This is a genomic window from Streptomyces sp. CNZ287 (genome assembly GCF_007827615.1).
This window is the reverse complement of the sequence record NZ_VISV01000030.1, coordinates 49396-61432: the sequence shown is the minus strand read 5'-3', so window position 1 is coordinate 61432 and position 12037 is coordinate 49396. Positions and strand designations below refer to the sequence as shown.

General features: G+C 68.6%; 17 protein-coding genes and 2 pseudogenes. 14 read left to right on the top strand and 5 right to left on the bottom strand.

Annotated elements, in window-relative coordinates; all coding sequences use genetic code 11:
- The 4 genes and pseudogenes from FB457_RS33760 to FB457_RS33745 all read left to right on the top strand — a co-directional run.
- Nucleotides 1–358 (top strand): integrase core domain-containing protein (locus FB457_RS33760; protein WP_145784422.1); only part of this gene is annotated, 358 nt, incomplete at its 5' end.
- A 69-nt stretch (nt 359–427) separates the two neighbouring features.
- Nucleotides 428–703 carry a hypothetical protein gene (locus FB457_RS33755; RefSeq protein ID WP_486589237.1) on the top strand — a complete coding sequence of 92 codons (276 nt, stop codon included), beginning with the start codon at nt 428–430 and terminating at the stop codon, nt 701–703.
- Nucleotides 704–1180: 477 nt separating this feature from the next.
- The gene (locus tag FB457_RS33750; protein WP_145784421.1) at nt 1181–1828 is read left to right on the top strand and encodes a hypothetical protein; all 648 of its coding nucleotides are present in this window, start codon (nt 1181–1183) and stop codon (nt 1826–1828) included.
- A 65-nt stretch (nt 1829–1893) separates the two neighbouring features.
- A pseudogene (locus FB457_RS33745) lies at nt 1894–2040 on the top strand (IS5-like element IS4811 family transposase); the annotation flags it as partial.
- A 317-nt stretch (nt 2041–2357) separates the two neighbouring features.
- On the opposite strand, the gene FB457_RS35570 reads toward FB457_RS33745, so the two are convergent.
- From FB457_RS35570 to FB457_RS35565, 3 genes are all read right to left on the bottom strand, one after another.
- Nucleotides 2358–2501: a hypothetical protein gene (locus tag FB457_RS35570; protein WP_186462090.1), complete on the bottom strand. Its 144-nt coding sequence runs from the start codon at nt 2499–2501 to the stop codon at nt 2358–2360.
- A gap of 170 nt (nt 2502–2671) precedes the next feature.
- Nucleotides 2672–3253 carry a hypothetical protein gene (locus FB457_RS33740; protein ID WP_145784419.1) on the bottom strand — a complete coding sequence of 194 codons (582 nt, stop codon included), beginning with the start codon at nt 3251–3253 and terminating at the stop codon, nt 2672–2674.
- A complete protein-coding gene (locus FB457_RS35565) occupies nt 3240–3398 on the bottom strand; it encodes a hypothetical protein (RefSeq protein WP_186462089.1) in 159 nt (52 codons plus the stop codon). The genes FB457_RS33740 and FB457_RS35565 overlap by 14 nt, the downstream gene beginning before the upstream one ends.
- 285 nt (nt 3399–3683) lie before the next feature.
- On the opposite strand from FB457_RS35565, the gene FB457_RS33735 reads away from it, so the two are divergent.
- Nucleotides 3684–3953 (top strand): Thoeris anti-defense Tad2 family protein, encoded by a 270-nt coding sequence (locus FB457_RS33735; RefSeq protein ID WP_145784417.1) that lies wholly within the window; start codon nt 3684–3686, stop codon nt 3951–3953.
- A gap of 12 nt (nt 3954–3965) precedes the next feature.
- Here FB457_RS33735 and FB457_RS33730 read toward each other — a convergent pair whose 3' ends face one another.
- Both FB457_RS33730 and FB457_RS36620 read right to left on the bottom strand, forming a co-directional pair.
- Nucleotides 3966–4820 (bottom strand): hypothetical protein, encoded by an 855-nt coding sequence (locus FB457_RS33730; RefSeq protein WP_486589238.1) that lies wholly within the window; start codon nt 4818–4820, stop codon nt 3966–3968.
- A gap of 168 nt (nt 4821–4988) precedes the next feature.
- Nucleotides 4989–5147: pseudogene (locus FB457_RS36620) on the bottom strand (helix-turn-helix domain-containing protein); the annotation flags it as partial.
- 227 nt (nt 5148–5374) lie between these two features.
- On the opposite strand from FB457_RS36620, the gene FB457_RS33725 reads away from it, so the two are divergent.
- The 9 genes from FB457_RS33725 (at nt 5375) to FB457_RS36615 (ending at nt 11964) form a co-directional block, all read left to right on the top strand.
- Nucleotides 5375–5743, top strand: a complete 369-nt coding sequence (locus tag FB457_RS33725) for a hypothetical protein (RefSeq protein ID WP_145784413.1) — start codon at nt 5375–5377, stop codon at nt 5741–5743.
- On the top strand, nt 5736–5927 hold the full coding sequence (locus tag FB457_RS35760; protein ID WP_145784411.1) for a DUF5999 family protein: 192 nt from the start codon (nt 5736–5738) through the stop codon (nt 5925–5927). The genes FB457_RS33725 and FB457_RS35760 overlap by 8 nt, the downstream gene beginning before the upstream one ends.
- Nucleotides 5928–6123: 196 nt before the next feature.
- Nucleotides 6124–6984 carry a hypothetical protein gene (locus FB457_RS33715; protein ID WP_145784409.1) on the top strand — a complete coding sequence of 287 codons (861 nt, stop codon included), beginning with the start codon at nt 6124–6126 and terminating at the stop codon, nt 6982–6984.
- Nucleotides 6938–8347, top strand: coding sequence for a hypothetical protein (locus FB457_RS33710; protein WP_145784408.1), 1410 nt, complete (start codon nt 6938–6940; stop codon nt 8345–8347). The genes FB457_RS33715 and FB457_RS33710 overlap by 47 nt, the downstream gene beginning before the upstream one ends.
- On the top strand, nt 8253–9125 hold the full coding sequence (locus FB457_RS33705; RefSeq protein WP_145784405.1) for a zinc-dependent metalloprotease: 873 nt from the start codon (nt 8253–8255) through the stop codon (nt 9123–9125). Before FB457_RS33710 ends, FB457_RS33705 begins: the two co-directional genes overlap by 95 nt.
- Entirely contained in the window at nt 9122–9358 is a 237-nt protein-coding gene (locus tag FB457_RS33700; RefSeq protein ID WP_145784404.1) for a hypothetical protein, read from the top strand. The genes FB457_RS33705 and FB457_RS33700 overlap by 4 nt, the downstream gene beginning before the upstream one ends.
- 149 nt (nt 9359–9507) lie before the next feature.
- Nucleotides 9508–10683, top strand: coding sequence for a CPBP family glutamic-type intramembrane protease (locus FB457_RS33695; RefSeq protein ID WP_145784402.1), 1176 nt, complete (start codon nt 9508–9510; stop codon nt 10681–10683).
- Nucleotides 10684–10844: 161 nt separating this feature from the next.
- Nucleotides 10845–11822 carry an ATP-grasp domain-containing protein gene (locus FB457_RS33690; protein ID WP_145784400.1) on the top strand — a complete coding sequence of 326 codons (978 nt, stop codon included), beginning with the start codon at nt 10845–10847 and terminating at the stop codon, nt 11820–11822.
- Between the two features lie 19 nt (nt 11823–11841).
- The gene (locus tag FB457_RS36615; RefSeq protein WP_486589236.1) at nt 11842–11964 is read left to right on the top strand and encodes a hypothetical protein; all 123 of its coding nucleotides are present in this window, start codon (nt 11842–11844) and stop codon (nt 11962–11964) included.
- Nucleotides 11965–12037 lie beyond the last annotated feature (73 nt).

Genomic DNA, 12037 nt, shown 5'->3' with positions numbered 1-12037 from the left:
CTGGCGGCGGCGGATCAAGGCGGACTCCGGGCTGATACATCACAGCGACCGCGGATCGCAATACGTATCAATTCGGTACACTGACCGGCTCGCCGACATCGGCGCCTCCGCATCGGTCGGCTCCGTCGCGGACTCGTACGACAACGCCATGGCGGAGGCGCTGAACGGCACCTTCAAGGCCGAACTCATCGAGATGCACGGCCCGTGGCGGGACGTCGACCAGGTCGAGCGGGCGATCTTCCGCTGGGTCACGTGGTACAACGAAGAACGGCTCCACTCCGCCCTCGACTACGTGCCGCCCGCCGAGTACGAGGCCGCCTACTGGCGAAACCAGGAAGCCGCCCACCAGTCCGCCTGAACAAACATCACCGGACGCTACGAAACCCGGGGCAGCTCATACACCTTCTTCGAGCAGTGCCAGCACCGCATGGCCTGCGCACGCTGCGACTTCTACACCCCGAAAGGCTCCAGCAAGGGCCAGTTGCTTGAGGCGAAGGAGAACCTGCAGAAGATGCTCGCGAGCATCCCGCTCACCGACGACGAACGCGCCGCCGTCGACGACGGCCAAGCCGCACTCGACCAGCTGCTGGAACGGCTGGTGGATGTCCCCACCCCAGCCGGGACGACACCCCGCGAGATCGGCGTCCCGGCGACCGCGACCCTCCTGCCAATCCTTTCGGTCAAGCAAGGCGACTCGGCATGATCGACACCTGACTGCGACGCTGAGACCGTCGGCGGCGCCACAAGAGGCTGGCGCCGCCGCGCATTAGGACGGATCAGTGGTCTCCGCGATTCGCAACGGTGTGAACCGCGATGAGGCCCAGGAGAATCAAGAGGACCGTCTTCACATCAGCGCTGGACCAACTGTTGGTGATCATGACTGTGACGATCACCACCACCGCGCCGGGCCATCCTGGCCCACCATTCCCGGATCGTCGTGGGCCGGGGATACTGCTCAGGTGAGGCTGCATCACACGCCTTCCATCCAGGGGCCCGTCATCGCCCAGATCCCAACTGCCGCGGTGACGGGCCGTTTGCATCCTGACCCCAGTGAAATCGTCGCCGCGATGGTGTTCAATGGTTCGAGACAACGCAAGACAAGGCGAGACTATCCGGGATGGAGGAGATTATGCCCCGACGCTCAAGCCCTCTCGACGCAGACGGAGGACCCCTGGAGCGCATGGCGCTGGACCTACGGCGGCTACGAGACAGCGCGCCCGCTGGCCGGCCTCTGAAAGTCGACGAAGTCGCCGACCAGGAAGGAGAACAAACCAGCAGGGCCGCGATCTATGCGGCACTGAGTGCCAAAAGACTCGTCTCTCGCGAAGCGCTGCACGCCATGGTCAGGGCGTGGGCGCCCGGTGGGCTAAACGATCTTCCTCAATGGATGAGGCGGCGTCGGGAGTGTGAGAACGACCTCGCCCAAAGGCAAGCCGTGTTGGCATCTCCCTCTCTGGAGGATCCTCGGGCTCCTCGCGACGACGGCCACATCGTCCCTTTTGGCGTGAACCTGATGGCACCCGCATCCGCACCCAAGTTCGAGCCGATTCGAGATGAAATGAGAAGGCTCTGGACCGCAGCAGGACGACCATCCCTGCGTTCCATGGCCCGACGTGCCAAGAATGCGGTCAGTCCTGCCACCTTGTCCAACGCGCTCGCCGGCAAGACGCTACCGAGCCAGAGAACGTTGGAGGCGTTCCTCGTCGGGGTCGGCGCGGACGAAGAGACCTCACGCACCCTGCTCAGCGAGTTGGACAGGATCAACGGGGTCGGATCCCTCGTCTGGAGAGACGACGGCACAGTACTCAACATGGATCACGGGTGGTAAGCCGCACGCACGAGCGCTGAGCAGCAAGCCGCTCACCTGCAGGACTTGACGACCATTGATTCCACATAACCCGCCGCTGGGTGGTCGAGCGGTCCCTGGCCTGGATCATGCACGCCCGCCGGCACGCGCGGGACTACGAACGGCTCATCCAGCACTCGGAATCGCTGATCACCTGGGCCGCAATAACCCTCATGACCAGACGAATCACCCGCCGGAGCTCCCGCAGAAGCGGACAGCCAGCCTCCCGGGAAGCCCTGCGGGACTGATCGTTCTCAAGGTCAGGCTTATCACCTTGACCTTGCCCGGCCCGAACTCCGGCGCTGAGCACCACTCTCCCACCGCCGACGAACCCTGTCAGCGACTCCACGCTCCAGACGCCGGCGGCAGCACCCGAACCCAGCACCGTTCGAATCCTGAGCCGGACAACCGCGCAGCTCAGGATCGAGAAGAGGCACTGACCCGCCGCCTCACCCGCCACAAAAGCGTCCGGGCACCCCGCCGGGCAGCCGCACCCGCCCAGGCGGCGTGATCAACCGCCGTCCCCGCCACTACCGCGGCCGGCACCGCCGAAACGCTCGTGCCAACGCTGGGCCTCCAGGTTGTTCCACAACACACCGAGCTCGATATGCCCCGGCTCCAAGCCGGTCTCGGCGGCCAGCGCCTCCGCGCTCAAGCCAGCCCTCCGGATGCCGCATCATCGCCCGGCCGATCTTCCCCGCCCACAACTCGGTGTCCACGAACGGGCGGGCCTTGAACTGCGACCAGCGCCGTCATGTGCTCCTCACACACCGACCGCACGAGCGGATCGGCGACTGCGCCAGGCGATATCGCCTCAGGCGAAGATCAGCGGTTCCACCAACGGAATCGGCGGCGAGCCACCCGTCGTGGCGAACTCGGCAGCACCTGCGGCAGCGGGACGTCCGGACGGCTCTCAGGTAGACGCAGGGACGACACCATGGTCTCCCCAGGGTCCGCGATCGTCCAGAACGTCGCGTCGCCGTCACCGGCGATACCGATGGCCTTCCGGAACGCGAGGATTTCCGGTTCGATCTCGTCGGCGAACTCACGTGCGCTGTCGTCGCCGAGTCTGAGGATCGTGCCGTTGTTCAGAAATTCCGCCGTCGCAGCTGTCGCGTTCATCAACATGGCCGCGAGAGACGAGGGCGCCAGAGCTCCGGTCGGCCCCTTGGGCAGGGTCTCCGACGGCGCCGCCTGGACGACGTCTAACGCGTCCGACACCAACTTCACCATGGTCACGTACCGCGACCGCGGGTTGGTCTCACGGGACGGTACCCGGTAGTCGACCCGGCGGACGATGTCCCGACATATGCCACGCTCTCCGGCGGTCGGCGCCCAGTGAGCGTCAATCCCCAGATGGGGCAGTTCGAGACGAAAGAACAGCTCGTTGTCCTCAGCGGATTCCATGCCTTTCAGTGTGGCCGACGGCCTCCTTAGTGAGTAACCCGTGCGCGGGCAGGGTGGGGGTCTGCGTGCCGGCGTCAACGGTGATGCGGGCGAGGCCGAGGACGACGCGGCGGTCGGAGGCGTAGCCGTCGGCGACCCAGGCCATGCCGGGGGTGATAAGGGATCGAAAACAGGTACTGACCAACCCCCGCCCTTCCCCGCGCGCCCGGCTCCCAGGGCTGGGCGCGCGGTTCGTCGCCTACTCGGATGCCTCGGTATCAGCCAGGCATGACGGAGGGCCGGCGCCGATCTGTGATCGGCGCCGGCCCTTCAGGTCTGATGGAACAGGTCCTCCAACTCGTCCGTTGAGCGTCCGCCGCCGGGCGCAGCGGGCCCCTCCCATGGCATCGCAGTAGGGGTGCTCCGCGCTTTCCACCCGTACCGTGGCGGCATGGACTACTCCGATGCGCTACGAGCCATGAAGACGGGGCAGCGTATTGCGCGCCGCAGTTGGATCGAACCGGGCAAGTACGTGTACTGGGTCCCCCCGGGCCAGACGACGACGCCGGACGGCATAGCCCGGGACCTCGTCGGGCACGCGCTGTTCTTCCGCCCGCACAAGGGAGAACGGGGAATGGTGGAGCCATGGCTGCCGTCCTTCGACGCTCAGGCTGGTTGTGACTGGTACGTCGTAACCGATGGGGACGACAGCGCGGGCTGAACTGTCTCTGGGTCAAGCCGCGCCAATGCGCTCGGCGAAGGGCCGTAGTCCAGGTAGGGCAGGGGAAGTTTGCGCCATGCTGGCGACCATCGTGCGCACTGAGTATCGGCGGGTGTCCTGCGGGGTTTCCTCCTCCTGGTCCTGCAACTGGGCGAGGGCTTTGGGGAGGTCTCCAAGGTCGCGGTAGAGCTTCGCGGAATCATGACGCAGCCGTGCCCGCCTCTCAGCGGTGGGCATGGCGTGGACGTCGATGGCTCGGAGGTGCCGAAGGGCGCTGCGGGTGTCGCCCAGGAGGTGGTGCATGCACAGCCCGTAGCGCTCGACTTGGTCCGCGGTGAGGGGCCCGGCGTGCTCCGGCCAGGCCACGGCCGCAGGGCCGCGGCGGCCGAGTTCCCGGCCGTGCTCCCACAAGGCAATAGCGTCTGAGCGCTGCCCGGCCTGGGCGGCGCCGTAGGCCCCTTCCAGCAACAGGTGCCCTACGACGGGCCGGGCGCGTTCCTCGCCAGCGAGTTCGCTGACGGTCGTGTCGCACAACTGGCGTGCCCACTGGTGATGGCCGTGCTGGCGTAGGACGGAGAACTGGGCCCGCGCCGCGAGGGCATGTGCGAGTGGGTGACTTGCCAGGCGCGCTGCCTGGACGGCACGGTCCGCGGTGATCCACGCCATCTCGCGACGTTCCTTGACAGCGATCGCGGTTGCCAGAGCGTACGCACGGGTGAGCAGGATCGCGCCGGAGCTGCCGTAGTCCGAGTGGGCCTCGGCTGAGATGATCAGGGCTGGGATGGCGGCGGCAGCCTCGCGGTAGCGTGCGGCGCCGCAGTCTCGGGCGGTTGTGGCGAGACCGCTGCTGATCTGGGCCGTGGTCATCGACGGGCCGGTTGGGGAGCGGAAGAGAGCCGTATCCCATCCGGGCCCCGGAGCTGCCGCGGAGGTTGCAGGAAGGACGGCTGCGCCGACACCTATGCCGGCGGACAGGAGATTGCGCCTGCGCATGTCGTCATCCTCACTCTCGCCGCCGACACCAAGTTCGGCGGCGGTGATCTCTAGAGCCTTAGCGAGCGCTCTTCGCTCGGCCGTATCTGGTGTATACCTGCCGCACTCAATCCGGCTGATCTTGGCCTGGCTTATTGCGCTGGCAGCACCGAGCTGCCTCTGTGTCATATTCGCCCGGATACGTGCGGTCCTAACCGTCATCCCCACTGGGGAGGTGCGGGACGCCATGTACCCACGGTACTCCGTGACGCTGAATCAGTTACTCAACCTTTGAATCACGTATTCAGATTCACGCACAGACGGCCCCTCCGCTCACCCACCGCAGTTGACTGGGCACTGCACCGCCGAGTGGCAGAGCGCACTCAGCGCAATCAAGCCATGGCCGGTCGGCTTTCGAGTGCAATCCCCCATGCCAGGAGAGGTTGGCGATGTTCAGCGCCAGAGGCAACCCCGACCAGGGATCTACGGTCGCCGCGTACGCCGCTGAGACACCGGCTGACGTGCGCATGGGGCACCAGTCACACCCGTGGCTCGGTCACCTGGTGGTCGACGCCGAACACGGTGGCCGAGTAGGCGTTCTGCGGGCTGTGGCGCCCGACGTGGACGACATCCGTCTGGAGCCGGTTTTCAGGGTGCCGGCCGCGCGGCCGGTCGCGTGGCTCCAGCCGGAGGCCGGGGGCAAGGAGTGGACGACCCCCCTCACCGCGATCGGAGAAGTGCCCGGTGGCGACACCCCGGGGGCACCACGTGAGCACGGCATGGACGAGGGCGGCAGGGAGGACGGCGACCGTGTGTAGCCATCAACCGCGCTGTCCTGGTGCGGAGTCGCCTGGCCGCGATGCGGCTAAGCGCGTAAGGCGTGACTGGTCGCTGGGCTTCAGCCGCCTGTGCAACGGGGTCTACCTCTTCGATGACACCGGCGAGTTGCTCCCCGACGGCCGCGTGATCACCCCGCGCCGACCGGCCCTGGGGGCGTTGTGAGCAGCCGGTGTGGCAGACCCTGCCCTGCTGGGCACTGAAGGCCCCTGCTGCCCGTCGGATGCCGGACCCTCACCTACCCGGAGAGGACCCACCCCCGGGGTCCGTGGTCCTTCCCCGGCGGGCAGCAGGTCACCACCGCCGCGCGGTGGACCCCCCAACCGCTGTACCAGTTACGTCTTTTGGAGTTCCATTTCTCATGTCCCCTGCCAACCCGATCCTGCCCTGCCACTACGCCGGGTCAGCGCATGACGACCTCGCACGGCAGGTCGCCCGGATCGCCTCGCAAGTCGCGCCGGTTGTCGAAGAGGTCACGGCGTTACGGCTGCCTCGGGGTGTCGAGGTCCATCTGGTGACCCGTCGGGGCTGGATCCGGCGCATGCGCGAGTACGCCGAGCGGATCGTCCGCGAGGACGCGGCGGCCTACGGGCCGGACCGTGCTGCGCAGAAGTGGCTCAACCGCAGGCTCAAGACCGACGCGACCAGGTGGCTGGACATCGCGTCCACCCTCCACACCGCGCACGGCCCGGCTCAAGTCCTGCTGTGTCCGGTGGGGTTGGAGAACGCCGGCGTGTACCACCACCAGCCGCGCCTGGTCGAGGTGATCGCGCGGGAGCTGTGCCAGGTCGCGCAGCACCACGCCAGCTCCGACACGCTTCTGGGTGCCGTCAACACCTCGGTGGCGAGCCGTCGTGGCCTGGCTGAGCGTGCGCTGCGGCCGGTGGTGCAGGGCCACGCGACGTGGTGCGCCGAGAAGGTGCTCGCCGAACGGTACGGCGAACACCCCAGGGGCGGGCTCACCAAGCCGCCGAGCCGCCGCCACGCCCGCCGAGCCCGCAGCGCCGAATGCCGCCAGGAGCGCCGCGAGGCCGACGCCGGGACGAGGTTCGTCGCCCACGTGCTGACCGGCGCCGGGAAACGGCCGGCCCTCCACGTCGAACAGTTCAACGTGCTCTTCAGCGCCCTCACCCTGATGCCGTCGCCGGCGGAGCTGACCGCGCCGGACCGCTGGCGTGATCGCGTCCAGTCCGCCTGGGACCGGGACCACAGCGCCCGATGAGCTGGCCGCATCCGCTAACACCCGCCCCTCCCTGCCGTACCTCCGCCTTCTCCATTCACTGATCAGGAGTTTCTTCGTGCCTCCAACCGAGGTTGATGTCCACCAGCTCGCCGGCCGCGATCACCATGGATTCGGCCGGCGGATCAAGTACCTCGCGGAGGAGTGCGTCCCGTGGGTCGAGCCGGTGACGGGGCTGACGCTGCCCGAGCGGCTGGTGATCCGGCTGCTGGACCGCACCGCCCTCCGCCAGACGATCATGGACCACGAGGATCGGCTGGTGGCCGCAGCGCTCGCCGAGGCAACCGGCGACCACGACGTGGACAAGGTGATCAAAGCCAACCGCGCGATGGCGTCGGTCAGCTCGCGGATCGCGTCCTGGGTCGCGGGAGGGATCACCTACACCACCGCGGCCGGCGACCCGGAGATCATGATCACGCCCGACACGTGGCGGCACCACGGGAAGTACCACGACGACGACGCCCTGATGGCGATGATCTCGCACGAGTTGATCCACCCGGCGCAGTTCCACGCCAGTGAGGGCCGGCTGCCGGTGATGGACACCGGCCCGCTCGGCAAGGATCTGGGACTCGCGGACCGGGAGATCAATACGGTGCGCGAGGGGCACGCCACCCACTTCGGCGCGCGCATCGCGACCAAGGTGCTGGGGGGTAACCCCGTGCTGTGGATCAAGGGCCGCCGGTACCGGCGTTCACTGCGATACAAGCTGATCAGCGGCACGATCTCCCGGCTTCCCATGTCCAAAACAGCGGCGAACACGTACAACGCCGGCTCCTGGTTCACGGCTCACGTGCTCGACGGCCTGGGCGAACTGCCCGGCCTGGACAAGGGAGTCTTCAACGGGCTGTGGGCGCGGCGGGACCTCTTCCCCGACGCCGACGAGATCCGCTACCCCGACACCTGGCTCAAGCGGGTCACCCCGGAACTGACCCCACCCCCGCGCCTCCTCAACCCCGCTGACGACAAGGACCCCGGACGGAGCACCCGACGGCAGCGCCCCGTTCACCGGTCCGACGACATCACGCGACCGGGGACGTACCTGCCACCGCGCGCACCGGCGAAAGGGATGCCCCCGGGGGGCGCAGTGCGCGCCGTGCCCCGAGGTGCGGTCAGGACCCCACCTCGGGACACGGCCGCCGAGGAGAGAACGAGTAACTCCCGTGCAGCCGCACGGGCACATCGGCGCATCCCTGCGCCCGCAGAACCCCGTACTCGCAAGAACCCCTGTATTTGCAAGGAGCACTTCTTCGATGACCACCGACATCCACATCGACAACCAGGCCGGGTTACAGCACGCCGAGCTGGCCGACCGGCTGCGGACCATCGCCGATCGGTGCGCGCCTGAGGTGACTGGGGCCGTGGGGATGGAACTGCCCTCCGCCCTGACGATCCGATTGCTCACCCCGCCCGCCTGGCGCAAGCGCGTCGTGGACGAGACGCGCGAGCTGATTGACGCGGAAGTTCGCGACCTTGCGCCGGACGCCGGCGCGATGAAGAGGGTGAACTGGCAGGCGGCGTTCCAGCCTTTCGTACTGCGCCTGGTGTGGATGCAGCTTGGCCCCCGGACGGTGCGGCTCCCGGATGGCCGTGCCGAGATCTGGTACGCGCCGGAATCCCTGCGCCACGCCGGTCTCTACCACGACGAAGACGAGCTGACGCTGTGCTTCGCGTTCGGGTTGGTCGGTCACGCGCAGCAGCTTCGCTCGCCGCTTCTGGCGACCGTCGATTCCCCGTTCCAGCACGAGCGCGGTTGGGCGGGCCGCGCGGCCGTACCGTTCGTTGGGGGCCACGCCACCTGGGGCGGCACACGGATCGCCACCAAGATCCTCGGCCACATACCCCACGAGGACGGCAAGACCCGCCAGGACCCCTCGTTGCAGTTCCGCTTCTGGGCAAAGCTGCTCAGCCCGATGCGGAAGTCCAGGTACGAGGACCCGTTGACGTTCTTCGACCAGGTCATCGAGGGCACCGACGCAGACCTGGGCCTGGGAATCGAACTCTTCAACCGCGTCTGGTCGGACATCGAGTGCTTCCCCACCGTCGAGGAGATGTCGAACCCTCGCCAATGGCTCAAGCGCGTGCGCCCGCTGCTGGCCGACACGCACCCGGGAGGCGAACGGTGAGCCGCCACAAGCGAGTCCCAGACAAGGACCATGAGCGGGACGAATCCCAGGATCTGCGGGGACTGGGCCTGTGGCCGCTCGTGTGGCTCACCGCGATCGTCATCGCCATCCACGTCGTCGTTCTGGAAGACCCGGCCCGCGGCACCGAGACCGTCGCTCTCTTCACCCGTGCCGTGCCAGACGAAGGGAACGCGTCCGATCCGCGTGGTGACGGGCCCCGCGTGAGGTTGTGACGGTCGGCCCTCACCACCACGCCTACGGCCCCGACCGCCCCGGCACAGCGGGCGGCGGCCCGCCCTGTCGTGCACAGTCCCACGGGGCCGTACCCCTGCCCCACCTGACCTGTACCACCCGTTTGCTCATCACGCCGAGAAACCAGGACATGAAACCCCCACCACCTGCCGATTACACCGCCACCGACGCCACCGTCCCCGACGAACCGGCCACCCACCGGCCCATACCACCCGCCCCACCCAACGAGCCTCCGCACGCCGAGCGCCCGTCGCCGTGTGTAGGAGCCGGTGCGTTCGGGGCGGACGACGCGAAGCCGGACCAGGTCGGCCCCTCGCAGCGCACGGCGGTGTTCGCCCCCGGCCCGGTGAACGTTCGGCGGGCGGTTGCCGACGCTTGCGGACTGCTGCTGATCGTCGTGGCGGGTGTCGTGGTGTACGGGGTGTATGCCTTCGCCGACCTGTGCGGCGTGGATCAGGCCCCGCACGAAGAGACGGTCACGCTGGTCTCCTCCACACTCGCCGCCGTGATCGTGCTGGTGTGGCTGACCGGGTTGCTGATCAAACGGGGCGCGCGGCGGTGGGTATGCCTGGCGGCCGTGGTGGTCGGGGTACTGGCCGTGGTGGCGAGGATTCCCGAGCCCTGGCAGCCGGCCGCCCAAGTGCCGGGGACCGTCGGCGGCGTCGTCTTCCACACGGCGTTGGGCTGGCTGGTTGTGGAGGTGTGCCGGCGGCACGGCATCACGGTGGCGCGCCTGGGTCTGGTGCCGCAACGTCTCGCGGCCGGGCCACCACGCGGCGGGCAGTGGGCGCTGCTGCTGACGGTCGCGATGGTGTGCTGGCTGACCATGGACCTCATCGGCCTGCTGAGCGTGTCCCTGGCGCCGTTCACCTGGCTGCCGGTACCCCGCGGCTCACTCGACGCGGGGGCCGCCTACGGCTCCTGGGATATCTTCCCGGCGGTCTTCGGCGCCGTGATCCTCGAAGACGTCCTGCTCGTCGGCGCCGTGGCCGCACTGCTGCACACAGCCCGCCGGCCCACCTGGGTGATCTACACCGTCGTCAGCGTCATCGAAGTGGCCTTCCACCTCCATTACGGCCTGGCCGCCGCCGCGTTCGTGCCCTACGCCCTCCTGCGCACCTGGCTCTACCTGCGCTACCAACGGCTGCTCCCGCTGCTCCTCGCCCACGCAGCCGCCGACGTGTCAGTCGTCCTCATGGCACCAGTGCCTCTCACCGTCATCAAGATCGCCTGCACATGGCCGCTGATCTGGTGCTGGTCGGAGCAGCGCAGCGTTCCGCCGACCAACACCGGCGCCCGAACCTGAGCCTCCACGCACAGCCCCGTCCCCGCCGCCCCTCGGCGGGCGGCAGGCTCCCGCCGCTCGCCGGGGACGAGTAAACGCGGCCTTCGGACGGCGGGCGGCGGGCCCTTCCTCTTCACACCACCCTTCCGGCATCCCACGACGCCCCCTATATCGGAGCTGCCATGACTTCCCGGATTCTGGTGACCGGTGTCGCCGCACCTCCCGGGCTCGCCCTGGCCAGGGCACTGGTACCCGAAGCCAACGTCATCGCCGCGGACGCCGACCCCCACGCACCCGGTCTGCACATCCCCGGCGTCACCCCCCGGCAGCTTCCCTGTGCCTCGGACGACAAGCGCTTCGCCGAGGAGCTGCTGAGTCTGTGTGGCAGCGAGCAGCCGCACGCGCTGATCTCCACCGCCGCGCAGGAACTGCCGCTGCTCGGCCGCCTAGCCGGCCGGCTGCAGAGCATGGGCGTACGCACCTGGCTGCCGAGCGCCCGCACCGCCGAAGCCTGCCTGGACCACCGCCTCCTCTACACCCGCCTGGCCGACTGCGGCGTACCCACCCCGCGGCGGTGGCGGCCAGAACGCAGCACGGACATTCCTCACGGCACCGAGATCGAGGTCATCAACTGCCATCCGGACAGGGCCTTCGCACCGATCCCCTGCTCCTCCCGGCAGCAGGCGCGCATGCTGTGCGCCCTGCTGGAGCCCGCGGTGATCCAAGAACGGGTCCGCGGCACGGAGTTCACCGCGGACTGCCTGGTCGACAACCGCCGCCAGGCATCGGTGATCCTGCGCCAGCGCCACCTGATCCAAGGCGGGGTGTCCATGGTCACCTCCACCTTCCACGACCCACGTGCTGCCGCCGTGGTCACCCAGGCCCTCGACGCCGTCGGCATCCGCGGCCCGGCCTGCGTACGCGGCGTCATCCGCACCGCGCCGAGCCCCGCCGTGGTCATCACCGGCATCAACGCCCACGTCTCCGCCGGCTTCGCGTGCAGCACGGCGGCCGGCGCCGACTACCTCGGACAGCTCATGGGCGCTCTCTTCGGCCGACCCGTCGACCACAGCCGACTCCGCTACGCACCCCACGTCCGCCTCACCCGGCACCACGCAACCCTCGACGTCCACGGCGCCCCCGGCCGCACCTGGAACTGAAAGGAGAACGCACCAGCCCATGACCAGCACCGACCACGGACGAGAACACCCCCGCGAAGAACGACGGCAACTCGCCGTCGCGCTCCTGGCCGCGGCCGTGCTGCTCATCGCCGCAGCGACCCTCGCCCCGCGGCAGGGGTAGCCGCGGCCTCGACACCCGGTGCCGCTCTCCGTGGGGGACAGGCGGCCCGGGGCCAGGCCCGGTTTCCGAACGG

Coding starts and splice junctions, on each gene's coding strand:
- FB457_RS33755 (WP_486589237.1), top strand. CDS start 428: ATGGCCTGCGCACGCTGCGACTTCTACACCCCGAAAGGCTCCAGCAAG.
- FB457_RS33750 (WP_145784421.1), top strand. CDS start 1,181: ATGGCGCTGGACCTACGGCGGCTACGAGACAGCGCGCCCGCTGGCCGG.
- FB457_RS33740 (WP_145784419.1), bottom strand. CDS start 3,253: ATGGAATCCGCTGAGGACAACGAGCTGTTCTTTCGTCTCGAACTGCCC.
- FB457_RS35565 (WP_186462089.1), bottom strand. CDS start 3,398: ATGGCCTGGGTCGCCGACGGCTACGCCTCCGACCGCCGCGTCGTCCTC.
- FB457_RS33735 (WP_145784417.1), top strand. CDS start 3,684: ATGGACTACTCCGATGCGCTACGAGCCATGAAGACGGGGCAGCGTATT.
- FB457_RS33730 (WP_486589238.1), bottom strand. CDS start 4,820: ATGACCACGGCCCAGATCAGCAGCGGTCTCGCCACAACCGCCCGAGAC.
- FB457_RS33725 (WP_145784413.1), top strand. CDS start 5,375: ATGTTCAGCGCCAGAGGCAACCCCGACCAGGGATCTACGGTCGCCGCG.
- FB457_RS33715 (WP_145784409.1), top strand. CDS start 6,124: ATGTCCCCTGCCAACCCGATCCTGCCCTGCCACTACGCCGGGTCAGCG.
- FB457_RS33705 (WP_145784405.1), top strand. CDS start 8,253: ATGACCACCGACATCCACATCGACAACCAGGCCGGGTTACAGCACGCC.
- FB457_RS33695 (WP_145784402.1), top strand. CDS start 9,508: ATGAAACCCCCACCACCTGCCGATTACACCGCCACCGACGCCACCGTC.
- FB457_RS33690 (WP_145784400.1), top strand. CDS start 10,845: ATGACTTCCCGGATTCTGGTGACCGGTGTCGCCGCACCTCCCGGGCTC.
- FB457_RS36615 (WP_486589236.1), top strand. CDS start 11,842: ATGACCAGCACCGACCACGGACGAGAACACCCCCGCGAAGAACGACGG.